Raw genomic sequence first — 21,888 nt, 5'->3', positions numbered from 1 at the left:
TTGCGCCGATCTTTTGGCCCTGGGGCGGAGGGGTGGCGTAGACTGAGGCCATGCGCCTCGCGGGGAAGGTGGTGGTGGTCACCGGCGCGGGAAGCGGCCTGGGCCAGGCCCTGGTCCTGGGGCTTCTCCAGCGGGGGGCGAGGGTGGCGGCGGTGGACCTCAGGGCGGAGGGGCTCCGGGAGACCCAGGCCAAGGCGGGAAGCCACGGGGAAGGCTTAAGCCTCCACGCCCTGGACATCACCGACAAGGAAAGGGTGGCAGCCCTGCCCGAGGAAGTGGAGAGGGCCCACGGCCAGGTGGACGGCCTCATCAACAACGCCGGCGTCATCCAGCCCTTCAAACGCCTTTTGGACCTGGACGAGGCCACTGTGGAGCGGGTGATGCGGGTGAACTTCTGGGGCACCCTTTACATGACCCGGGCCTTCCTGCCAAGGCTCCTCAAGCGCCCCGAGGCCCACATAGTGAACGTCTCCAGCATGGGGGCCTTCGTGCCCGTGCCGGGGCAGGCCCTTTACGGGGCCTCCAAGGCGGCGGTGAAGCTCCTCACCGAGGCCCTTTGGGCCGAGCTCCAGGGGACCCCGGTGCGCGTCACCTTGGTCCTGCCCGGGGCCATGCGCACGGGCATCGCCCAGCACTCGGGGGTGGAAGTCCCGAGGGCGGAAGGAGTGGAGGTGCCCGTCCTCGAGCCCGAGGTGGCGGCCAGGCGCCTCCTGGAGGCTGTGGAACGGGACGCCTTCCGGGTGCTCTTGGGCAGGGACGCCCAGACCATGGACCTCCTCTGCCGCCTCAGCCCGGCCCTGGCCGCCCGGATCATCCAGCGCCGGATGGCCCACCTCCTAACCTGACCCCTCCCGGGCCCGGATGAGGAGGGTGGAAAGCCCCATGAGGGCGGTGAGGAGGAGCGCGGTGGCGGCGAAGGCCAGGCCGTGGTTGGGGAAGAGGCGGTAGAAGAGGCCGAGGCTTCCCCCGGCGAGGGCGCTTCCCAGGGCTTGGCCCAGGGCCCGGGCCACGGAGAGGGCCCCCGAGGCCAGCGCCTCCGTCCCCACGGGGGCCAGGGAAAGGACGAGGGCGTTGTTGGCGGCCTGGAAGAGGGCCCGCCCCACCCCCAGGAGGGCGAGGGCGGTGGCGGTACCCCAGAGGGGATGAAGGAGGGGAAGGAGGGCGAAGGCCAGGCCCGCCCCCACCAGGAGGTAGGCCCCGAGGAGGGCCACCCGGCCGAACCCCAGCCGGTCCGCCCTCCGCCCCGCCCAGGCCCCGAGGAGGAGGAGCTCCAAAGGCCCGAGGAGGAGGAGGCCCCCGATGGCCTTCGGGGAGAAGCCCTCCTGCCCCAGGTGAAAGGAGAGGGCCACGGTGGTTCCCAGGGTGTGGAGGAAGTAGAGGCCGGTGGCGAGGAGGGCGGGAAGGAACCTGGGGGCCTCGAGGAGGCCTAGGAGAGAGCCCCCCTGCCGGGGGAGCTCGGGGAGGTTGCCCGAGAGGGCAAGGGCCAGGAAGGCGGCAGGGAGGGGGAGGAGGAAGACGAAGGGGAGGCCCCATCCGGCCGCAAGCCCCCCGAGGGCCGGGCCCAGGAGGGTCCCCGCGGCCACGGTGCTGGCCACCATGCCCAGGGCGTAGCCCCGCGCCTTAGGGAAGGCGCTCGCCGCCAGGCCCGGCACCAGGCCCACCACCATGGCCGTGGCCACCCCCTGGAGCAGGCGGAGGAGGTAGAGCCAGAAGAGCCCGGGTGCCAGGGCGAGGAGAAGGACGAGGAAGGCGTGAAGGAGAAGCCCAAGCCGGAAGAGCCTCCCCGTTCCTACCCGCCCGGCGAGGCCTGCCAGGGGAAGGTAGGCCAGGGCCGCCCCAAAAAGGCCCAGGGAGACCACGCCCTGGGCCGCTTCCGGCCCGACCCTGTAGGTCTTGGCCAGGACGGGGAGGGCCGGGGCCAGGCTGCTTTCGCTGATTGTGCCGAGGAGGACCCCGGAGAGAAGGGCGAGCAGCCTGCGGTCCACAAGGGCAAGTCTAGCCCCAAGGCCCAAGGTGCGGGGCCTCCTTGCGCCTTCCCTTGGCCTTGGGAAGGATGGAACCATGCTTGGGGTGCGCTACCGGGAGGGGCTTGGCTACGAGGAGCTTCTTTCCCGCATGCAGAGGAACCGGGCCCGGGTGGAGGCCTTCTATAGGAACCTCCCTCCCCTGGGGCCTTTGCCCCGGGCGAAGAGGGCCTTGGCCCTGGTGGAGGACTGGTGCCCGGACTGCGTCCAGGCCATCCCCGTTTTGGCGAGGCTTCCCCTCGAGGTCCGCTTCTTCTTCCGGGACGAGAACCCGGACCTCGCCGAGGCCTACGCCAAGGAGGGGAAGCGCATCGTGCCCACCGTGGTTTTCCTGGACGAGGCCTATGGGGAGCTTGCCCGCTGGCACGGCCCCCCCGAGGCCGCCCGGGCCTTCCTTAAGGCGGGGAGGGCGGAGGGGTTATCCCCGGCGGACCTGGTCCGCTCCTACCACGAGGCCTTCCCCCGGTTCGCCCAGGCCATGCTGGCCGAGTGGCGGGCCTTGCTTTCCTCCTAGCGGGGCGGTGTAGGTCTTCCGGGACTACACCTTTCCACGCTTCCACGCCGGGCCCCAGACTGGGAGCATGGACGCGTGGGTCTTTCTCCTTTCGGAGGCCCGGGGGCTTTCCCGGGACCTCCTGGGCGGCAAGGGCTTCGGCCTGGTGGAGATGGCGGGGGCGGGCCTTCCCGTTCCTCCGGCCTTCGTGGTCACCACAGAGGCCTGCCGCCGGTACCTGAAGGCGGGGGAGGTTCCGGGGCTTTGGGAGGAGGTGCGGGCCAAGATGGCGGCCCTGGAGGGCCTAGTAGGCAAGCGCTTCGGCCGGGGGGAGGGGAAGACCCCTCCCCTCCTTGTTTCCGTGCGGAGCGGGGCCCCGGTTTCCATGCCCGGCATGATGGACACCATCCTCAACCTGGGCCTCACCCTGGAAGGGGTGGAGGCCCTGGCCCGGGCCACGGGGAATCCCCGCTTCGCCTGGGACAGCTTCCGCAGGCTCCTCGCCATGTACGGGGAGGTGGTCCTGGGGGAGAGGGCCGAGGTCTTTGAGGAGATGCTTTCCGCCCTCAAGGAGGGGCGGGGGGCGGGGACGGACGCCGAGCTTGGGCCTGAGGACCTGGAGGGGCTCGCCTTCCAGTACCTCCGCCACCTCGAGGCCCGGGGCACCCCCTTCCCCATGGACCCTTGGGCCCAGCTCCAAGGGGCCGTGGAGGCCGTCTTCCGGAGCTGGCTGAACCCCAGGGCCAGGACCTACCGCCGCATCTACGGCATCCCCGAGGACCTGGGCACGGCGGTGGTGGTCCAGGCCATGGTCTTCGGCAACCTGGGGGAGGACTCGGGCACCGGGGTGGGCTTCACCCGTAACCCCGCCACCGGGGAAAGGGGCCTCTACGGGGAGTACCTGAGGAACGCCCAAGGGGAGGACGTGGTGGCGGGCGTGAGGACCCCTGAGCCCTTGGAGCGCCTTAAGGACTACGCCCCGGGGCTTTACCGGGAGCTCCTCGCCGTGGCGGAAAGGCTTGAGCGCCACTTCCGGGACATGCAGGACTTTGAGTTCACCGTGGAGCGGGGAAGGCTTTACCTCCTCCAGACCCGCTCCGGAAAGCGCACGGCCCAGGCGGCGGTGAGGATCGCCGTGGAGATGGCGGAAGAGGGCCTCATCTCCAAGGAAGAGGCCGTCCTCCGGGTGGAGGCCAACGCCCTCCCCGGCCTCCTCCGCCCCGCCGTGGACCGGGAGAGGGCGCCCAAGCCCTTCCTCAAGGGCCTCCCGGCAAGCCCCGGGGCTGCGGTGGGCCACGCCGCCTTTTCCAACGAGGCCGTGGAGCGCTTCTACGCCGAGGGGCTTCCCGTCATCCTGGTGCGCCCGGAGACCACCCCCGAGGACATCACCGGCATGTACCTCGCCCAGGGCATCCTCACCGCCCGGGGCGGCCTCACCTCCCACGCGGCGGTGGTGGCCCGGGGCCTGGGGGTGCCGGCGGTGGTGGGGGCGGAGGCCATGCGGGTCTTCCCCGAGGAAGGAAGGGCCCTGGTGGGCGGGGTGGAGGTCCGGGAGGGGAACCTCCTCACCCTGGACGGGAGCACGGGGGAGGTGTTCCTGGGGGTGGTGCCCCTGGTGGAGGCTGCGGGGGAGGCCCTTTTGGAGAAGCTCCTCGCCTGGGCCGAACCCCATAGGCGCCTTGGGGTCAGGGCCAACGCCGACACCCCGGAGGACGCCCGGAGGGCCCGGGCCTTCGGGGCCCAGGGGATCGGCCTCTGCCGCACGGAGCACATGTTCTTCCAGGAGGACCGGATCCCTTGGGTGCGCCGGCTCATCCTGGCGGAAACCCCCGAGGAGGAGGCCGAGGCCTTGGAGCGGCTCTTCCGGTTCCAGAAGGAGGACTTTAAGGAGATCCTCCGGGCCATGGACGGCCTCCCCGTGACCGTGCGCCTCCTGGACCCGCCCCTCCACGAGTTCCTGCCCCCCCTGGAGGAGCTGGCCGAGCAGGCCAAGACCGGGGATGAGGAGGCCAGGCGCCTTCTGGAGCGGGCAAGGGCTTTAAGGGAGCTGAACCCCATGCTGGGCTTCCGGGGGGTAAGGCTCCTTCTCCTTAGACCCGGCATCTTCCGCATGCAGCTAAAGGCCCTCCTGGAGGCCGCCAAGGAGCTAAGGGAGGAAGGGCATGACCCCCGTCCCGAGGTCATGGTCCCCCTGGTGGCCGACCCCAAGGAGGTGGAGAGGGCCAGGGCCCTGGCCGAGGAACTCTTCCAGGAGTACGGGCCCATCCCCTTCGGCACCATGATAGAAACCCCCAGGGCGGCCCTTCTGGCCTCGGAGATCGCTCCCCTGGTGGACTTCTTCAGCTTCGGCACCAACGACCTCACCCAGATGGCCTTCGGCCTCTCCCGGGACGACGCCGGGAAGTTTCTGCCCCGCTACGTGGAGGAGGGCCTCTTCCCCTCAGATCCCACGGAGCGCCTGGACGAGAAGGGGGTGGGGCGCCTTCTTAAGATGGCGGTGGAGGAGGGAAGGCGGGCCAACCCCAGGCTCAAGCTCGGCCTCTGCGGGGAGCACGGGGGGGAGGCGGGGAGCGTCCGGTTCGTGGCGGACCTGTTGGACTACACCTCGGCGAGCCCCTTCCGGGTCCTCACCGCCAGGCTCGCCGCCGCCCAGGCGGGGCTTGCCGCCCCTGGGTACCCGCCGCGTGTGAAAGCCTCTGCCTGAAGGCCGGGGGAAGTCCTATGCAGGTTCCCATCACGGCTCACACCGTAGTGGGACGCTTGCCCCTATGCGGGCGTGGGGTGTTGGGGTAAACCACGAGGAGAGTCCTCAGCCAAAGGAAAACCCCCCACGCCATGTGGGAAGAAGGCCTCCTCCCCTTCACCCCAAGCCGCGCCAGCCCCCTCCCCCCACACCGGCCCCCAAATCCGGGGCCTGGCCCAGGTCTACCACCCCGGCCGCAAGGCCCCCGTTTGGGGACGCCTCCTTGCCCCCAAGGAGGAAGCTCGGGAAGGGGGGTGAGAGGTAGGGTGAAGACTCCGGTAAGGAGTAAGCGCACCTCCTCCCCGCCCCTCCCGAAGACCATGGGGTCCCCCCCTTGAGGCGCACCACCCAGGGGTGGGTCCGGGCGCAGCGGAGGAGGAGGCGGTGGATCTCCTCCTGCTTCCCGCTTTCCCCTTCCGCCTTGCCCACGTAGACCTTTTCCCCGGGAACGAGGGAAAGAACCCTTTGGTCCACCAGCTGGTCATGGAGGACCACGGGGGCCTCCTGGAGGAGGCGGTAGGCCTTGAGGGTGAGAAGCCCCGGGTCCCCGGGGCCCGCCCCCAGGAGGGCGCCTCCTCTGGGCCACGGCCACGGGCCGCTGAACCATTGGGCCTGAGGCCTAAAGGGGCAGTGGCCCTTCCGTCCTCCTAGGCGGGGCTCTCGGTCATCCCCCTTTGCGCGGGTCCTTTGCCCAGGCCGGGGCCGAGGGAAACCGTAGAAAGGTTGTGGCCATCAGAAGGCTTGAACCCTTACCCCCGCTTCCTCCAAGGCCCGCCGCACCGCCCTGGCCACCTCGGGGGCCTTGGGGTTGTCCCCGTGGATGCAGAGGGTGTCGGCTTTCACCGCCACCTCCCCCCCGTCCAGGGCCTCCACCTTCCCTTCCAAGACCATGCGCAAGGCCCTCCGGGCGGCCTCCTCGGGGTCGGTGATCCAGGACCCCGGCATGGAGCGGGGGGCGAGCTGGCCGTTTCTCAGGTAGGCCCTTTCGGGGAAGGCCTCGAGGACCACCCTAAGCCCCGCCCTCCGCGCCTCCTCCTCGTAGACCGTGCCGGGGAGGACCACGAGGGGAAGCCCCGGGTCAAAGGCCTTTACCGCCAGGGCGATGGCCTCTGCGGTCTCCCGGTCCCGGCAGGCCTTGAGGTACAAGGCCCCGTGGGGCTTCACGTGGTGAAGGGGGAGGCCCTCCGCCTTGAGGAAGGCGGAGAGGGCCCCTATTTGGTAGAGCACGTCGGCGAAGACCTCCTCCGGGCTCAGGGCCATGTCGCGGCGGCCGAAGCCCACAAGGTCGGGGAAGCCCGGGTGGGCCCCCACGGCCACGCCGTGGGCCTTGGCCAGGCGGACGGCCTCCAGGATGCGGTTTGGGCTTCCCCCGTGGAAGCCGCAGGCCAGGTTGACGGAGGTAACCAGGGGAAAGATCTCCCGGTCGTGCCCGTAGGCGAAGGCCCCGTAGGACTCCCCGGCGTCCGCATTCAGGTCTACCGTCATATCCCCCTCCTTATCCAAGCTTAAGCTCCACCTTGGCCCCGTGGGGCAGGGTAACCTCCAGCCTGGCCTCGCCCTCGGGGAGGAAACGGTCCCCCGCGCGCCGCAGGGGGACGTCATGGCCAGGAAAGAGTCTAGGGAAGCCGAGGAGGCGCTCCCGGCTCTTCAGGGCCGCCTCCGGGTCCAGGCAGGGGGGTGCCGGGGGGCCCTCGAGGTCAAAGCGGCTCTTCACCGCATCGCTTACCAAGGCTCCCACCCCCTTCACGACAAGGCCCAAAAGCCCCGGGGTGTGGCCGGGGAGGTGGAGGAGAAAGAGCCCCGGTTCCAGAAGGCCCTCCGAAACGACCTTAAGCCGGGGCAGGGCCTGGGGCAGGTGGGCGAGGCAGGCTGGGTCCAGCCTGGGGTCCCGGGCCACCCGCTCGGCGTGGCGGAGCTCGGCCTCGTGGACATAGACCTCGGCCCAGGGAAATAGGTCGGCGTTGGCTGCGTGGTCAAAGTGGAGGTGGCTTAAGACCACCCCCGCCACGTCCAGGGGGGAGAAGCCCAGGGCCTCGAGGCGGCCGTAAAGGCCTTCCCGCTCCCCGTAGCCCAGGGTGTCGTAGAGGAGGAGGCAGGTGCCCACCACCAGGTAGGCGCTGGAAAGCCCCAAATACCCACGGTGGCTTCTCCCGGGGAAGCCGGTGTGCACCGGGACCACCCGCATCTACCCTCCCGTCATGGTGCGGGGGAGCCAGGTGGCAAGCCCAGGAAAGGCCACCAGGAGGGCCACCATCAAGAGGAGCACCCCCATGAAGGGCAGGCTGTAGCGGGCGATGCGGAAGAGGTCCTCCCCGCTCAGGGACTGGAGGACGAAGAGGTTGAAGCCCACGGGCGGGGTGATCTGGGCGAGCTCCACCATGAGGACCAGGTAGACCCCAAACCAGAGGGGGTCCAGGCCCACGGCCTTCACCACCGGCAGGATGACGCTGATGGTGAGGACCACGATGGAGATCCCGTCCAAAAACCAGCCCAGGACGATGTAGACCAGGCTGAGGAAAAACACCAGGGCCAGGGGGCCGATCCCCGCCTCCACCGCCCAGGCGGCCAGGGCCCGGGGAATCCCCGTGAAGCCCATGGCCAGGGTGAGGACGCTTGCCCCTGCCAGGATGAGCCCGATCATGCTGGTGGTGCGCACCGCCCCCAGGAGGCTTTCCCGGAAGGAGGCCGGGCTTAGCTCCCGGTTCCAGGCGGCCAGGGCCAAGGCCCCCACCACGCCGATGGCCGCGGCCTCCGTGGGGGTGGCCACGCCCCGGTAGATGGACCCCAGGACGAGGAGGATGAGGAGGAGGACGGGTAGGACCGAACCGAGCCCCTTGAGGGCCTCCCCCAGGGGAGGGGGGGCTTCCCGGGGCATCCCCTCCCTTTGGCGGAGGGCCAGGAAGGCCACCGTGAGCATAAAGAGCAGGGTGAGGACCAGCCCCGGCACCACCCCGGCCATGAACAGCCTGGCCACGGAGACCTCCGCCATGACCCCGTAGACGATCATGACGATGCTGGGCGGGATGAGGAAGCCCAGGGTGCCCGCCCCCGCCAGGGAGCCCAGGGCCAGGGGCTTGGGGTAGCCGTGGCGCAGAAGCTCGGGCAGGGTGAAGCGGCCCACGGTGGCGGTGGTGGCCGCCGAAGAGCCGATGACGGCGGCGAAGAGGGCGCTGGCCACCACGTTCACGTGGAGAAGTCCCCCGGGTAGACGGCCGAGGAGGGGGCCAAGCCCCCGGAAAAGCCCCTCGGCCAGCCGGGTCCGGTAAAGGATCTCCCCCATCCAGACGAAGAGGGGCAAAGCGGCCAGGCTCCAGGAGGAGGTGCTGGTCCAAAGGGCCGTGGCCACGTTGGGCCCGGGAGGGGCGGTGGTGAAGAAGGCGAGCCCCGCAAGCCCCACCAGGAGTAGGGCCAGCCCCACGTAGACCCCCAGGAGCAGGAGGAGGAAGAGGAGGAGGACCAGGGCGAGGCCGGTGGTGAGGAGGCTCACGGGCGCCCTCCGAGGGTCCGGAGGAGGGCCTCGAGGAGGGCCAGGGCGAAGACGCTCACCCCCAGGGCCACCACCGCCAAGGGAAGCCAAAGGGGCAGGGGCAGGAGGCCGGGGGCCAGGTCGCCGAAGCGGAGGCTTTCCAGGGTCTTGCCCCAAAGCTGGAGGGCCCCGTAGGCGCTTGCGGCGGAGCCCAGGGCGAGGCTTAGGCGCTCCGCCCAAGGCCTAAGCCCCGGGGGAAGCCGCATGAGGGCGAGGCCCACCCGGATGTGCCCCCCGGCCCTGAGGGTGGGGGCGAGGCCCAGGAAGATGAGCCCCGCCGTGGCGAAACCCGCCAGTTCCAGGGCCGAGGGCACCACGAAGCCGAGAAGGCGGCCCACCACCTGGGCCAGGATGACCCCGAGGACGAAGAGCCCCAGGAGGAGGGCCAGGAACTCGGAAAGGCGGTAGAGGGCTTCCAGGAGCCTCATCGGCCCAGGTACTGGCGGTAGACCTTGATCCCCGTGGCCCCCGCCTGGCGCTGCCAGTCCAGGATCATGGTCTGTCCGGCCCGCTTCAGGTCGGCCAAAAGCTGCGGGGAAGGCTTCACCACCTGCATGCCCCTCTGGGCCAGGGTTTGCTGGGCCTTGGTCTCCTGCTCCTGGGAGAGCTTCCACCCCCGTTCCTCCGCCCGCTTGGCCGCCTGCAGGAGGGCCTCCCGGTCCTGAGGGGAGAGGCTTTCAAAGGCGCGGCGGCCCACCACCACCATGTTCTTGGGGATCCAGGCCTTCACGTCGTAGAAGTAGCGGGCGAAGTCCCAGGCCTGGCTGTCCACCCCGGTGGTGGGGGAGGTGATCATGGCCTCCACAATGCCGGTGGCGAAGGCCTGGGGGATATCGGCGGCCTCCACCTGGACCGGGCTCATGCCGAGGAGTTCCGCCAGCCTGGCCGTGGCCGGGTTGTAGGCGCGGAAGCGCAGGCCCTTGAGGTCCTGGGCCGAGTTCACCGGCTTCTTGGTGTAAAGCCCTTGCGGGGGCCAGGGCACGGCGTAGAGAAAGACCACGCCCCTTTGGGCAAGCCACTTCTCCACCTCGGGCCGCTGGGCCTGGTAGAGCCGCCAGGCCTCCTCGTAGCTCGTGGCCACGAAGGGGATGGAGTCCAGGTTGAAGAGGGGGTTCTCGTTGGCGAGGAGGGACATGAGGACCTCCCCCATCTGCACCTGTCCGTTCCGCACCGCCGGGAGGATCTGGGGGTGGGGGAAGAGGGAGCCCCCGGGGTGGACGGTGACCCTCACCCGGCCTCCCGTGGCCTCCCCCACCTCCTTGACGAACTGCTGGATGTTCTGGGTGTGGAAGTTGGCCGGGGGGTAGGGGGTGGCCATGTTCCAGCCCTGGGCCAAGGCGCCGAGGAACAGGGGAACTAGGGCCAGAAGCCTTTTCATCTCGCACCTCCTTTACAGGGGCTACTTTATCACCTTGAGGGCCTGCTCCACGAAGGCGTTGGTGTAGGTGCGTTTGAGGTCAATCCTGGCCTGCCTGACCCTCTCGTCAAAGGCGGAGAGCACCGTAAGGGGGCGCAAGGGGGCCGTGTCGCTGAAGCGCCCGGTGGGGGAGAAGGACTCCAGGGAGTTCCGGAGCACCTCGAGGTAAACCATGAAGAGGAAGCGGGGGCTTAAGGCGAAGGCCCGGGCCACGTTGGGCACGAAGCCCGTCCTCTCCCGAAACTGGGCGAAGAGGGCCCGGACCTCCTCGGAAAGCGCCTCCTCCTCGGGGACCTGAAGCCAGGAGATCACCATACCGCAAGGGCCCGCACCGGGCCGCCGGAGGCGTTCTTGTGCTTGGGGCCCCCCACGAAGATGAGGGCGCCTGCGGGAGGCACCTGGGCCAGGTTGGCCAGGTTCTCCAGGCCGTACTTTCCCGCTCCCAGGACGGTGACGTGGGTCTTGAAGTCCTTGGAGGGGCCAAAGTCCAGGGAGAGGGTGTCCACGCCGATGCCCACGATCTCCCGCTCCCGCACCAGAAACGCCGCCGCCTCGGGGGAGAACCCGGGGAAGTGGAGGGTACCGGAGGCGTCTTGGTTGAGGAAGGCTTTGGGGTTCTGCCACCTGGCCTCCCAGCCGGAGTGCATGGCCACGAAGGCCCCCTTGGGGAGGCGGCCGTACTGCCTCTCGTAGGCCAGGAGGTCGTCCACCGTCACCTGGGCGTCGGGGTCCTTGGCCGCCTTCTCGTGGATGTGGACCACCGCCAGGGGAGCGATGAGGAGGCTAGGAGGGAGCTTCTCCGCCGTGGGCGCCCCCTCCACGAAGTGGGCCGGGGCGTCCATATGGGTGCCGGAGTGCTCCCAAAGGTCCAGGCGGTTTCCGTAGTAGCCGTTCTGGCGCACGGTGACCAGGGTGGTGATGCGCATGGGCTCGGCCCCGGGGAAGAGGGGGATCTCGGGGGAGAGCTCATGGGTGAGGTCCACCGCCCGGGAGAAGGCCTTGCCCGGGACCTGGGCCTGGGCCAAGGCCACCCCGGCCAGGGCGGAAAGGCCTGAGGCCAGGAAGCTCCTGCGGGAAAGGGAACGGGCCACCTGCTCCATCACCAGGGGGGCGCACATGGTTACCTCCTTTTCCGGCAAGACCTTACCACGCCCCCGCATAATCTTGCAAGAGGGCCACCGCATGGCGGCCCGCTCTGCCTTAGGGAGGTCCCTCGCGGTTCTGCGGTGGGCTGGACGGGTTCGCGGGGAGTCCACAGGGTGCGCTTCGGCGGGTCCGGGCCGTTTGGGGATATGACCTTGGGATAGAGGAGACGCCGGGTTAGACTCGGGAAGGCATGGCGGCCAAGAATGGGAGAGGACCGAGCGCCGCCCACTTCCCCCTGGTGCCGGGTTGGGGGGCGCTCCCGAGGCCCGGAGCCCCAGGCCGGGCCGGGCTTGGTTGAAGAGGAGGTGGTGTGCGCCCCGGCGAGTTTTCCCGGCCCAACCGCTACGACCTCCTGGCCTTTTTAGCGGTCGTAGCCCTCCTCGCCGCCTTCCTGGCGGCCTCGAGGGAGGCCGCGGGGCCTTTGGGCCCCGAGCCCATTTCCCTGGACCCCTGGCGGCTTCCCGAGTACGCCCTGAGGACCGGCTTCCGCATGGGGCTCGCCCTCTTCCTCTCCACCCTCTTCACCCTGGTCTACGCCCCCCTCGCCGCCAAGACCCGGCTGGAGCCCTTCTTGGTGGCCCTTCTGGACATCCTGCAGTCGGTGCCCGTCCTGGGGTTCCTGGCGGCCAGCGTGGGGGCCCTGGCGGCCCTCTTCCCGGGGAAGGCCCTGGGGTACGAGCTGGCGGCCGTCTTCGCCGTCTTCACCTCCCAGGCCTGGAACATGGCCTTCAGCTTCTACCAGTCCTTGAAGACCCTGCCCCGGGACCTGGACGAGGCCGCGCGGCTCTACCGCTTGCGGCCTTTCCAACGCTTCCTCAGGCTGGAGCTTCCCTTCGCCCTTCCGGGCCTGGTGTGGAACGCCATGATGTCCATGTCGGGAGGCTGGTTCTTCGTGGTGGCCTCCGAGGCCATCAGCGTGGGGAAGACGGAGGTGGACCTCCCGGGGGTAGGCTCCTACCTGGCCCGGGCGCTGCAAGAGGGCAACCTCCCCGCCGTGGGCTACGCCACTTTGGCCATGTTCCTCACCATCCTCCTCTACGATCAGCTCTTCTTCCGGCCCCTGGTGGCCTGGAGCGAGCGCTTCAAGTACGAGGAGCGGCCCGGGGAGGCCCCGGCGCGAAGCTGGGTTTTGGACCTCTTGCGGCGCACCCGGGCGGCGCGGGCCCTGGGGGAGGCCTTGGCGGAGGCCCTCCTCCAGCGGGCCGTGGCCTGGAAGGGGGTACCGGCGGTGAGGGTTCGCCTTCCGGGGTTTCTTTGGCCTTCCCTCCTGACCCTGGCGGGCCTGGGCGGGGCCTACGGCCTCCTGGCCTTCCTCCTTGCCCTGGGTCCGGGGGAGTGGCTGAAGGCGCTTTACCTTGGGTTTCTCACCCTCCTTAGGGTCCTGGGCATCATGGTCCTCGCCGCCCTGGTCTGGGTGCCCGTGGGGGTGGTCCTGGGGGGGAGGCCCGCCTTGGCGGTGCGGGTCCAGGCCCTCCTGCAATTTCTCGCCGCCTTTCCCGCCAACCTCCTTTACCCCTTCGCCGCCTACCTCCTCCTGCGCTACGGACTTTCCCTGGAGGTCTTCTCCGCGTTCCTCATGGCCTTGGGGACCCAGTGGTACATCCTCTTCAACGTGGTGGCGGGGGCCATGAGCCTGCCCTCGGACCTCAGGGAGGCGGCCAGGGCCTACGGCCTGAAGGGGCCCCTCCTTTGGCGGCGGTTTCTTCTCCCCGGGGTCTTCCCCTACCTGGTCACGGGGCTCATCACCGCAAGCGGGGGCACCTGGAACGCTTCCATCGTGGCCGAGGTGGTCTCCTGGCATGGGAAGACCCTGGAGGCCACGGGCCTTGGGGCTTACATCACCCAGGCCACGGAGGCGGGAGACGAGGGAAGGCTTCTTTTGGGCATCGTGGTCATGAGCGGCTTCGTGCTCCTTTTGAACCGCCTCCTCTGGCGCAGGCTCTACCGCCTGGCGGAGGAGCGGTTTAGGCTTTAGGAGGTGGGGCGTGGTCCTGCTGGAGGCCCGAAACGTGGGCAAGTTCTTCCGGACGGGGGACGGGGTGCACCGGGTCCTGGCCGGGGTGAGCCTGGAGGTGCGGGAGGGGGAGATCGTGGCCCTTTTGGGGCGGTCCGGGGGAGGGAAGAGCACCCTCTTAAGGATCCTCGCCGGGCTCATCCCCCCGGATGAGGGGGAGGTGCGTTTCAAGGGAAAGCGGGTGGAGGGTCCAGTGGAGGGCATGGCCATGGTCTTCCAGAGCTTCGCCCTCTTTCCTTGGCTCACCGTGCTGGAGAACGTGGCCTTGGGCCTCGAGGCCCGGGGGCTTCCCAAGGAGGAAAGGGAAAGAAGGGCCCGGGAGGCCATCGCCTTGGTGGGCCTCGAGGGCTTTGAGGAGGCGCTTCCCAAGGAGCTCTCCGGGGGGATGCGCCAGCGGGTGGGCTTCGCCAGAGCCTTGGTGGTGGAGCCCGAGATCCTCTTCATGGACGAGCCCTTCTCCGCTTTGGACCCCCTGACCGCCGAGGGCCTAAGGGAGGACCTCCTGGACCTCTGGGAAGCGGGGAGGCTCGGCACCAAGGCCATCCTCCTCGTCACCCACAACATGGAGGAGGCGGTGGCCCTGGCCGACCGGGCCTTGGTCCTCCAGGGTAGCCCGGCCCGGGTGGAGGCCGAGGTGGCCATCCGCCTTCCCCACCCCCGGGACCCCAAGGACCTGCGCTTCCTGGCCCTCACCGACCGCCTTTACGTGGAACTCACCCACCGGGAGGAGGTGGAGCGCCGGGTGGAAGAGGTGGCCTACCGCCTGCCCGAGGCCCCGGTGGGGGCCCTTTTGGCCCTGGTGGAAACCCTGGGGCGGCTTGGGGGCCGGGCCGACCTGCCGGTGCTGGCGGAGGAAGAGGGGTTGGGGGCGGACGACCTTCTGCCCCTCCTCGAGGCCTTGGCGCTTCTGGGATTTGCCAAGGTGGCGGAGGGGGACGTGGAGCTTTCCGCCGCGGGGTTTGCCCTGGCCGAGGCCGAGCTTTCCCGGCAGAGGGAGATCTTCGCCGAGCATCTCTTGCGCCACGTTTCCCTGGTGGCCGACCTTCACCGGGAGGTGCTGGCCCGGGGGCGGTTGCGGGAGGAGGAAGTGCTGGACAGGTTGGCGATGCGCCTTCCTCCCGAGGAGGCCAAGCGGGTGTGGCGCAGGCTCTTGGAATGGGGCCGCTTCGCCGGGCTTTTGGCCTACGACGAGCGGGCCCGCCTCCTTTTCCCGCCCGAGGAGGCGGAGGCCTAGGCGTTTCAGCCTGGTTTCAAGTGGGGTGCTAAGATGGGGGCGAAGGAGGTGGGCGTATGAGGGTGCTTGTGCCGTTCCTGGTGGCCCTGGGCCTGGCCTGGGCTACGGTTTCCGCATCCCCTTCCCTCCCCACCACCTGGCCGGAGGGGACCACCTTCGCCCTGGTGGACGCCGAGGGCCACGTGGTCTGGCAGCCGGGGGTGGATCTCCTCCCGAAAGCCCTGCAACAGGCCGCCTTCCTGCTCATCGCCCTGCCCGACGGCACCACCCACCAGGTGCCGGTGGCGGTGGAGGGCAAGGGAAAGGGGCTCGGCGAGGTCAAGCTCTGGGTGGACGGGAAGCCCGTGCCCTTGCCGGAGCTCCTGCACGCCAAGGGGTTTGCCCTGGAGGACGGGAACCTGGTCCGCGTGAAGCCGGAGCCTGCGCAGGAGGGGGCGGCCCACGGGAGGGCCGGCCCGGAGGGGCGCTGGGTGGGCCGGGGCCGCTGATACCGCCCCCGGCAAAAACCTTCCTGCGGATCCTTTGCCCTGACCGGGGCGAAGGATCCGCCAAAATGGTCCCGTGGAAGCCCACCTTAGGGAAGCTTTGGGCGACCCCCTCACGGTCCTCTTCACCCTGCTCCGGGTCTTGGCGGTGTATGGCGCCCTCCTCGCCCTTCTCCGCTTCAGCGGCAAACGGGTCCTAGGCCAGATGACGCCCGCGGACCTCCTCACCCTCCTGCTCCTTTCCAACGTGGTGCAGAACGCCATGATCGGGCCGGACAACAGCCTGGTGGGGGGGCTTCTGGGAGCAGGGGCGCTCCTGGCTCTGGACCGCCTCTTCTCCCGAAGCCCTTGGGCCCGGCGCATGGCGGGGGAGCCCACCCTGCTGGTGCACGACGGCGTGCCTATCCCTGAGCACCTGAAGCGGGAGGGCGTGGACCTCGAGGAGCTCATGGCCGCCCTCAGGGAGCACGGGGTCATGGAGCTCAAGGAGGTGCTGGCGGCGGTGCTGGAAGTGGACGGCACCATCAGCGTTATCCCCAAGGACCACCTGGTGCCCAAGCGGGTGCGCAAGGTGCGCTCCAGCCGCAACCGTTAGGGGGTGTAGGGGGCGAAGAGCTCGTTTTTGCGCACGAAGGCCTCCATAAAGCGCCCCAGGAGCTCCATCTGGCTCCGGTGGGCCTTCAGGGCCTGGAGCTTGATTTTCTCCTCTTCGGGGCTCAGGTCCAGGCGGCGCCAAAGGAGGTGGCGGCCCCGGGGCGGGGGCTCCAGGTAGAGGCTGGGGTGGAGGCCTTTGGGCAGGGGCCACTCCAGGCCTCCATGGACCACGTAGTAGAGGAGCCGGTCCAGGGCGTCCATCTCGCCCAGGAGCCTCAGGGCCATGTACCCGGTGGCCCGGTGGTCGGGGTGGGCGTCCTCGGGGGCGGGGGCCAGGACCAGGGTAGGGGCGGCCTCCTTGAGGACCCGGCGGAGGTCCCCTTCCCAGGCCTCTCCCGTGTAGGGAGCCCCAGGGGAGAGGGCCCCTTCGTAGGCCACCCGCGCAAGCCCCGTGGCCCGGGAGCGGTAAGGAGTGTAGAAGTGCTCCAGGAACATGGGGAGGAGGCCCCGGTCCGGGTAGCCCAGGAAGTAGAGGTGCCCTTCCGGGATCCCTAGGGCCTGGGCCGCCGCCCTGGCCTCCTTCTCGCGGCGCAGGGCCAGGGCCTGCAGGTCCTTGGGGGTGGGCCTAAGGGTGCGGTCCAGGAGGGCGGCATCCCACTGGAAGCCGTCTCCCAGGGTCATCCAGGCCACATAGACCTGGCCCCCGGTCCGGAGCACCTTCTGGATGAGGCCGGCGCAGCACAGACTCTCGTCGTCGGGGTGGGGAGCGAGCACCAGGAGGCGCGTTCCGGGGGAGACGGCCAGGGGGGGCAGGGACCCGACCCTAAAGCGGTAGTAGAAGGCGTAGGCCTGCTGGCTGATCCAGGGGGCGTTGATGAGGAGAAAGAGGAGGAAGAGGAGTCCGAGGAGAAGGAAGAACATCCGCCGCCTCATCCCCCCATCCTACAAGCAGGCCCGCACCCGGGTTCCCCCCAGGCGGCTTTCCTCCACCCGGGCGAAGCCCCCGTGGGCCTCGGCCACCCGCCGCACCAGGGTGAGGCCGAGCCCGCTTCCCGGCCCCGAGGCCAGCCTGTGGAAGGGCCGGAACACCTGTTCCCACCGGTCTTTGGGAATCCCCGGCCCGTCGTCCTCCACCACCAGGCAGGGGCCGGGCTCGAGGCGCACGGCCACCCGGCTTCGGGCGTGGCGGAAGGCGTTTTCCAGAAGGTTGCGCACCAGGGCCCGCAAAAGGTCGGGGTCCCCCCGGTAGGGGAGGGAAGGAGGAAGGGCAAGCTCCAGGGCCTTTCCCCCCTGGGGCAGGTCCTCCAGGGCCTCGAGGACCACCTCCGCCAGGTCCAGGTTTTCCCGCCTCAAGGGGGCTTCGGCCCGGGCCAGGAGGAGGAGGCCTTCGGCCAGGGCCTTGAGGTGCAGGGCCGCCTCTAAGGCCCGCTCCAGGGGGCGGCGGGCGGGGGGCTCGGCCTCCAGGGCCTGCTCCAGGCGGCCGATGAGCACCGTGAGGGGGGTGCGGAGCTCGTGGGCGGCGTGGCGGACAAACTGCTTTTCCGCCTCCAGAAGCTTCTCCAGGGCCTCCAAGAGGAGGTTCTGCGCCCGGGCCAGACGGCCCACCTCGTCCAGGCGCCCGGGCTCGGGGAGCCGCGCCTTCGGGTCTGGGGCCCGGGCGAGCTCCAGGGCCCTCCGGGCCATGCGGTCCAGGGGGGCCAGGGCCCTTCCCGCCAGGAGGTAGCCCAGGAGGAAGGCCAGGCCCGTGGCGCCCGAGAAGGCCAAAAGGAGTACCCGTTCCACCCGGTCCATGGCCCGGTCGGCCCACTCCAGGGAGCGCGCGGCCACCAGGAGGTAGCCCTCCCCCTCCAAGGCGCAGTAGCGCACCTCCTTTTGGCTGAAGCACCCCGCCCCTGGCGGGGCGGGCGGGGGAAGGGGAGGGCCTTCCCGCGCCGCCACCTCTTTTCCCACCATCAGGAAGAGGGCCAGGTCCTTCGGGAAGGCCTCGGGCTCCTGTTCCAGGCGGAGCCCGTGGTTTTCCTCGTTCACCAGGGGGCGGGCGAGGAGGAGGGCGTCCAGGAGCGTGGCGTCCAGGGCGCCGTAGAGGGCGGACCTTAGGGCGTAGCGCAGGAAGAGGCCGAGCCCTCCCAGGACCAGGCCCAGGAGGAGGACGTAAAAGAGGGTGAGGCGCAGGCGGAGGGTCATCCCAAGAAGGTGTAGCCGAGCCCCCGCTCCGTGCGGATGGCGTCTTCGGCGAGCTTCTTTCTCAGGCGGTAAACGTAGACGTCCACCGCCTTAGGGTCCACCCCCTCTTCTCCGGCCCAGACCTTTTCCAGTAGCACCTCCCTCGGGTAGTGCCCCCCGGCGTTTAAGGCCAGGAAGGCGAGGAGGGCGAACTCCCGGCCCGAAAGCCGGACCTCCTTACCCTCCCAGTAGGCCCGCCTGTTCTCCAGGTCCAGGGCGAGCCTCCCCCGGGCCACCAGGTTCTGCGCTTCCCCGTGGGCCCGGCGGAGAAGGGCCCGCACCCTGGCCCGGAGCTCCCGCAGGTGGAAGGGCTTCACCAGGTAGTCGTCCGCCCCGCCCTCCAGGCCCTCCACCCGGTCCTCCACCTCCCCCCGGGCGGTGAGCATGAGGACGGGAAGCCGCCACCTCTCCCGGAGGCGCCTGAGGAGGGCGAAGCCGTCCATACCCGGAAGCATGACGTCCAGGACGGCCAGGTCGTAGGGGAAGGCTTCCAAAAGTCCCAGGGCTTCCTCGGCGCTTTCCGCCCAGTCCACGGCGTACCCCTCGGCCTCGAGGGCCTCCTTCACCAGCTCCCCCACCCGGGGGTCATCCTCCACCATAAGGAGCCGCATCCCGCCTCCCTAGGATAAGCCGGAGGCCCAGGAACCAGGCCAGGGTCAGGGCCCAGCCCGCCAGGACGTCCGAGGGGTAATGCACCTGGAGGTAGAGCCGGGAGAGGCCTACCAGAAAGGCCCAGGGAAGGCCCAAGGCCAAGGTGAGCCGCGCCCCCCGTGGGCTTTTCTCCAAGAGCCAGTAGAGCCCCAGCACTAGGGAGAGGCTTGCCATGGTGTGGCCCGAGGGGAAGCTGAAGTCGTGCTCCGGGGCGAGCTGGGGAAAGAGGTGGGGACGGGGGCGGGCGAAGAAGTGCTTTCCGGCGAGGTTGAGGGCCTCGCTGCCCCCGAGGAGGAGCAGGAACCGGTACCAGGGAAGGCCTGCCCGCAAGGCCCAAAGCGTCGCCCCTATCGCGCTCAGGACCACCATGGGGAGGGAGGCGCTCTGGGTGAGAAGGTGGGCCAGGCCGTCAAGGAAGGGGGAGCGCAGGGCGTGAAGCCAGGCGAGGAGGGTCCGGTCTAAGGAAAACCCTTCCCGGCGGTACACGTCCTCGGCAAGCTCCACGAAAACCCCCAGGGCAAGGACCAGCCCCCCGTAGAGGAAGAGGGGCCGGGTCCAGGGGAGGAGGGTCTTGGTCCCCATGGTCCTTTACTGCCCCGCAGGTCCAAGGCCCAGGAGGGCTCCGGTTTGGGCGTCCAGGATGGCCTGGCGCTTCCCCAGGTCTACCCGAAGCACGGGGCGGCCCCGCCACACCTGGTAAGCCACCTCCGCCACGGGTTCCTCGGTTCCGAGGGCTTTTTTCGCCAGCCCGGCCGCTTCCAGGAAGGACACCCTGGGCGGAGCCTGGAGCCAGGACCGTTTGCCCAGGGCCTTCTCCTGAAGGGGCCTTTTCCCAAGAACCTTTCCGGAGAGACCGTCCACGTAGACCTGAACCAGAGTTCGTCCTCGCGCTAGATCCACGGCGTAGACGGGCTGGCCCTTGCGCCAGGAGAGGGAGACTTCTTCCGGCGGGGTGGGAACCCTGAGGTGGGTTTGCGCAATGCGGGCGGCTTCCGTGGGGCCCAGGCTGGGCCAGCTCTGGGCGATAGCCCACCCTAGGACCAAAAGCGCGGTGGTCAGCGAAGCTATCCTGGGGAGAAAGTTTCTCATGGTGCGCTCCAGAAATAACCCCCCGGGAGGGGGTGCTTCCCGGGGGGTCCAGGGGGTTAGTTCCCGTCCTCCGCGTCCTCCTGCTCGCCCTGGGCCTCGTGCTCCTCAACGGAGCCCTTTTCCTCCTGTCCGTACGCCTCCTTGTGGAGCACCTGGCCCGTGCCCGCGTCCACCTTCACCTCCTGGCCTGCCAGGACCACTTCCCAGACCAGGTAGCCGTTTTCCACCCCCAGCTGTACCCGGGTGGGGACGGCCTGGGTGCCCAGGGCCTGCTGGGCGGCGGCCACCGCCTGGTCGCGGGTCACCTTGGCCAGGCTCTGGTACAAGGCCGACTCCTGATCCTCACCCTGGGCCTCCTGGACGGGGATGGACCCCTGGTAGCCCGGGTTTTGGACGCCCTTCTGGACCTTTTCCGCCAGGCTTAGACCGGGGGCCGCCAGGGCCGTTGCCGCAAGACCAATCGCCGTGAGCTTCCTCAAGGTAGCTTCGCTGAACATGGTTGCCTCCTTCTGCCCCGGGGGCTTTTCCCCTTGGGCACCTCCAGAGTGGAGGGGGGAGGTAACACGGGGGTAAAAGGTCTTCAGGCGGCGACCTGGCCTTTGGTGAGGCGGAGTTGCTTTATATACTGGAGGCATGAGGCGTTACCTCGCCTACCTGGCCTTGGGTCTTCTTCTCCTTCTGGCCTTGCCACCCCTTCTGGAGGACCTAGGGGTAAAAAGCCTTGCCCGCTATTTGGGCCTGGTGTTTGTGCTGGCAGGTGGGCTTTTGGTGTACGCCCTCTCGGGCCTTGGGAGAAGGGCTTTGAACGGGGTAGGCCTTTCCCACCTGGCCCCTGGGGTTAGGATACTGGAAGCTTTGGGGTACGTGGTGGTCTTGGCTTTGGGCCTTTCTACCGCAGGCTACCACCCCACCGCCTTCCTGGCAGGGGGTGCTGTAGTGGGTGCGGTGGCGGGGCTCGCTGCCCAGGCGACTCTTTCCAACATTCTCTCGGGCGTGGTTCTTATGCTTTCTGGGGCCCTCAAGTTGGGGGATCCTATACGGGCTCGCTCCTGGGCCTACGGCGGGGTAGAGTACCGAGGCCGTGTGAAGGACATTACCCTGGTGCATACCGTTTTGGAGGGACCCCAGGGAGAGATACGGATCCCCAATGCCCGCTTTATGGACTCGGTTTTGGTTAGAGAGGAGGGTTTATCCCTTCAGGTTACGCTCCCGTCCGGGACAGCCTGGAAAGCGCTGGAACAGATCTTTCCCGTACGCTTTGAGCCCTTGGCCCTCAGCCCGGAGGGCCTACAGGGGGTCCTGTACTTAAGGGAGAAGGACCTGGACGCCGTTCTCGCCTGGACTCGGGGCCTAGCCGCCTCCCAGGCGCCCCAGGGTTAGCCCCACCAGGAAGACGAGACCCCCTCCCAGCACCACCTGGACCACCGTCCGGAGAAGGGGGCTTCGCATGAAGTGGTAGCGGATGTAGGCGATGGCCAAAAGCTCCATGGCCACCACCACCGAGGCCAGGAAGAGGGCGGTCCGGACCTCGGGGATCAGGAAGGGAAGGGTGTGGAACATGCCGCCCAGGAAGGTGGCCAGGCCCGTGACCCCGCCCCGCAGGACAGGGTGGCCGCGCCCTGTGACCTTGCCGTCATCGGAAAGGGCCTCCGCCAACCCCATGGAGAGGGCGGCCCCCAGGGCGGCCGCCAGGCCTACCAGAAAGGCGTCTTGGGAGCGCTGGGTAAGGCCCGCGGCGGCGAAGATGGGGGCCAGGGTGGAAACGGAGCCGTCCATGAGGCCGAGGAGGGCGGGCTGGACGATCTGGAGGACGAACCGCTGGTCCTTTGGTGGAGAGGAGAGCCGCATGGGACCATTTTGGCAGCGCGGAACTTATATTGCAAGTAGTTATTACTCTCATATGATGCCCAGGAGGCTGAGCCCCAGGAGCCCCAACACCCACAGGGCCACGCCCGCATAGAGCCAGTCGCCTTCCCGGGCGAAGAGCACGAGGGAGAGGGCCACGCGGGCCACAGGGGTCAGGACGAGGACCTCGAGGCCAAGCTGGACCAGGGCGAGGGCCTCCCCCCGGGCCGCCCGGAAGACCAGGGCCAAGGGGCTCCAGTCCCCTGGGCCGGGGGGGCTGGCCAGGACCTGGGCTACGGGTTCTGCTCCCCGCGCGGCGAGTTCCCAAAGCCCCCCGGTGAGGACAAGGAGGGCTGCCAGGAGGACTCCTCCCCGCAACACCAGGCTTAAGAGGAGCGCCATCC

General features: G+C 69.3%; 25 protein-coding genes. 8 read left to right on the top strand and 17 right to left on the bottom strand.

Going from position 1 to position 21,888, the window contains the following annotated elements; all coding sequences use genetic code 11:
* Positions 1-50 precede the first annotated feature (50 nt).
* Positions 51-845 carry an SDR family NAD(P)-dependent oxidoreductase gene (locus ACZ5RK_RS08770; RefSeq protein ID WP_464908857.1) on the top strand — a complete coding sequence of 265 codons (795 nt, stop codon included), beginning with the start codon at positions 51-53 and terminating at the stop codon, positions 843-845.
* On the opposite strand, the gene ACZ5RK_RS08765 is transcribed toward ACZ5RK_RS08770, so the two are convergent.
* A complete protein-coding gene (locus ACZ5RK_RS08765; RefSeq protein WP_464908856.1) occupies positions 837-1,985 on the bottom strand; it encodes an MFS transporter in 1,149 nt (382 codons plus the stop codon). The genes ACZ5RK_RS08770 and ACZ5RK_RS08765 overlap by 9 nt on opposite strands.
* A 76-nt stretch (positions 1,986-2,061) precedes the next feature.
* Here ACZ5RK_RS08765 and ACZ5RK_RS08760 point away from each other — a divergent pair, with 76 nt between their 5' ends.
* The gene (locus ACZ5RK_RS08760) at positions 2,062-2,538 is read left to right on the top strand and encodes a thioredoxin family protein (protein WP_464908855.1); all 477 of its coding nucleotides are present in this window, start codon (positions 2,062-2,064) and stop codon (positions 2,536-2,538) included.
* Between the two features lie 67 nt (positions 2,539-2,605).
* Positions 2,606-5,221, top strand: a complete 2,616-nt coding sequence (gene ppdK, locus ACZ5RK_RS08755) for a pyruvate, phosphate dikinase (RefSeq protein WP_464908854.1) — start codon at positions 2,606-2,608, stop codon at positions 5,219-5,221.
* A gap of 156 nt (positions 5,222-5,377) precedes the next feature.
* Here the strand turns inward: ppdK and ACZ5RK_RS08750 are convergent, their stop codons facing one another.
* From ACZ5RK_RS08750 to ACZ5RK_RS08715, 8 genes are all read right to left on the bottom strand, one after another.
* The gene (locus ACZ5RK_RS08750; protein ID WP_464910075.1) at positions 5,378-5,824 is read right to left on the bottom strand and encodes an SAM-dependent methyltransferase; all 447 of its coding nucleotides are present in this window, start codon (positions 5,822-5,824) and stop codon (positions 5,378-5,380) included.
* A gap of 168 nt (positions 5,825-5,992) precedes the next feature.
* Positions 5,993-6,745, bottom strand: coding sequence for a LamB/YcsF family protein (locus ACZ5RK_RS08745; protein ID WP_464908853.1), 753 nt, complete (start codon positions 6,743-6,745; stop codon positions 5,993-5,995).
* A gap of 10 nt (positions 6,746-6,755) precedes the next feature.
* Positions 6,756-7,445: an MBL fold metallo-hydrolase gene (locus tag ACZ5RK_RS08740; protein ID WP_464908852.1), complete on the bottom strand. Its 690-nt coding sequence runs from the start codon at positions 7,443-7,445 to the stop codon at positions 6,756-6,758.
* Positions 7,446-8,747 carry a TRAP transporter large permease gene (locus ACZ5RK_RS08735; protein WP_464908851.1) on the bottom strand — a complete coding sequence of 434 codons (1,302 nt, stop codon included), beginning with the start codon at positions 8,745-8,747 and terminating at the stop codon, positions 7,446-7,448.
* Positions 8,744-9,214, bottom strand: a complete 471-nt coding sequence (locus ACZ5RK_RS08730; protein WP_464908850.1) for a TRAP transporter small permease — start codon at positions 9,212-9,214, stop codon at positions 8,744-8,746. Before ACZ5RK_RS08730 ends, ACZ5RK_RS08735 begins: the two co-directional genes overlap by 4 nt.
* Complete coding sequence (locus ACZ5RK_RS08725) at positions 9,211-10,164, bottom strand: TRAP transporter substrate-binding protein (protein ID WP_464908849.1); 954 nt, start codon at positions 10,162-10,164, stop codon at positions 9,211-9,213. Before ACZ5RK_RS08725 ends, ACZ5RK_RS08730 begins: the two co-directional genes overlap by 4 nt.
* A 21-nt stretch (positions 10,165-10,185) precedes the next feature.
* Positions 10,186-10,518, bottom strand: coding sequence for a hypothetical protein (locus ACZ5RK_RS08720; RefSeq protein ID WP_054647352.1), 333 nt, complete (start codon positions 10,516-10,518; stop codon positions 10,186-10,188).
* Positions 10,512-11,321, bottom strand: a complete 810-nt coding sequence (locus ACZ5RK_RS08715) for a cyclase family protein (RefSeq protein ID WP_464908848.1) — start codon at positions 11,319-11,321, stop codon at positions 10,512-10,514. Before ACZ5RK_RS08715 ends, ACZ5RK_RS08720 begins: the two co-directional genes overlap by 7 nt.
* 338 nt (positions 11,322-11,659) lie before the next feature.
* On the opposite strand from ACZ5RK_RS08715, the gene ACZ5RK_RS08710 reads away from it, so the two are divergent.
* The 4 genes from ACZ5RK_RS08710 (at position 11,660) to ACZ5RK_RS08695 (ending at position 15,677) form a co-directional block, all read left to right on the top strand.
* On the top strand, positions 11,660-13,324 hold the full coding sequence (locus ACZ5RK_RS08710; RefSeq protein WP_464908847.1) for an ABC transporter permease: 1,665 nt from the start codon (positions 11,660-11,662) through the stop codon (positions 13,322-13,324).
* 10 nt (positions 13,325-13,334) lie between these two features.
* Positions 13,335-14,597: an ABC transporter ATP-binding protein gene (locus ACZ5RK_RS08705; RefSeq protein ID WP_464908846.1), complete on the top strand. Its 1,263-nt coding sequence runs from the start codon at positions 13,335-13,337 to the stop codon at positions 14,595-14,597.
* Between the two features lie 56 nt (positions 14,598-14,653).
* The gene (locus tag ACZ5RK_RS08700; protein WP_464908845.1) at positions 14,654-15,085 is read left to right on the top strand and encodes a hypothetical protein; all 432 of its coding nucleotides are present in this window, start codon (positions 14,654-14,656) and stop codon (positions 15,083-15,085) included.
* Positions 15,086-15,158: 73 nt separating this feature from the next.
* Complete coding sequence (locus tag ACZ5RK_RS08695) at positions 15,159-15,677, top strand: DUF421 domain-containing protein (RefSeq protein WP_464908844.1); 519 nt, start codon at positions 15,159-15,161, stop codon at positions 15,675-15,677.
* Here the strand turns inward: ACZ5RK_RS08695 and ACZ5RK_RS08690 are convergent.
* From ACZ5RK_RS08690 to ACZ5RK_RS08665, 6 genes are read right to left on the bottom strand one after another with little or no spacing between them, the layout of a single operon-like run.
* Complete coding sequence (locus tag ACZ5RK_RS08690; protein ID WP_464908843.1) at positions 15,674-16,609, bottom strand: PIG-L deacetylase family protein; 936 nt, start codon at positions 16,607-16,609, stop codon at positions 15,674-15,676. The two genes, ACZ5RK_RS08695 and ACZ5RK_RS08690, sit on opposite strands and share 4 nt — an antisense overlap.
* Before the next feature lie 9 nt (positions 16,610-16,618).
* Positions 16,619-17,860 carry a sensor histidine kinase gene (locus tag ACZ5RK_RS08685; RefSeq protein WP_464908842.1) on the bottom strand — a complete coding sequence of 414 codons (1,242 nt, stop codon included), beginning with the start codon at positions 17,858-17,860 and terminating at the stop codon, positions 16,619-16,621.
* Positions 17,857-18,510, bottom strand: a complete 654-nt coding sequence (locus tag ACZ5RK_RS08680) for a response regulator transcription factor (RefSeq protein WP_054647197.1) — start codon at positions 18,508-18,510, stop codon at positions 17,857-17,859. Before ACZ5RK_RS08680 ends, ACZ5RK_RS08685 begins: the two co-directional genes overlap by 4 nt.
* On the bottom strand, positions 18,485-19,132 hold the full coding sequence (locus ACZ5RK_RS08675) for a phosphatase PAP2 family protein (RefSeq protein WP_054647198.1): 648 nt from the start codon (positions 19,130-19,132) through the stop codon (positions 18,485-18,487). The genes ACZ5RK_RS08680 and ACZ5RK_RS08675 overlap by 26 nt, the downstream gene beginning before the upstream one ends.
* Before the next feature lie 6 nt (positions 19,133-19,138).
* Entirely contained in the window at positions 19,139-19,639 is a 501-nt protein-coding gene (locus ACZ5RK_RS08670; protein WP_464908841.1) for a PepSY domain-containing protein, read from the bottom strand.
* 56 nt (positions 19,640-19,695) lie between these two features.
* The gene (locus ACZ5RK_RS08665) at positions 19,696-20,136 is read right to left on the bottom strand and encodes a PepSY domain-containing protein (protein WP_464908840.1); all 441 of its coding nucleotides are present in this window, start codon (positions 20,134-20,136) and stop codon (positions 19,696-19,698) included.
* 136 nt (positions 20,137-20,272) lie between these two features.
* Between ACZ5RK_RS08665 and ACZ5RK_RS08660 the strand changes: the two genes are divergently transcribed.
* Positions 20,273-21,019: a mechanosensitive ion channel domain-containing protein gene (locus ACZ5RK_RS08660; RefSeq protein WP_464908839.1), complete on the top strand. Its 747-nt coding sequence runs from the start codon at positions 20,273-20,275 to the stop codon at positions 21,017-21,019.
* Here ACZ5RK_RS08660 and ACZ5RK_RS08655 read toward each other — a convergent pair.
* Positions 20,990-21,487, bottom strand: coding sequence for a VIT1/CCC1 transporter family protein (locus ACZ5RK_RS08655; protein ID WP_464908838.1), 498 nt, complete (start codon positions 21,485-21,487; stop codon positions 20,990-20,992). The two genes, ACZ5RK_RS08660 and ACZ5RK_RS08655, sit on opposite strands and share 30 nt — an antisense overlap.
* Positions 21,488-21,535: 48 nt before the next feature.
* Positions 21,536-21,886 (bottom strand): DUF1634 domain-containing protein, encoded by a 351-nt coding sequence (locus tag ACZ5RK_RS08650; RefSeq protein ID WP_054647202.1) that lies wholly within the window; start codon positions 21,884-21,886, stop codon positions 21,536-21,538.
* Between the last annotated feature and the right edge of the window lie 2 nt (positions 21,887-21,888).

The sequence above is a fragment of the Thermus kawarayensis JCM 12314 genome, from assembly GCF_055393575.1.
Note: the sequence above shows the minus strand (reverse complement) of the source record. Positions and strands in the feature narration are given on the sequence as shown.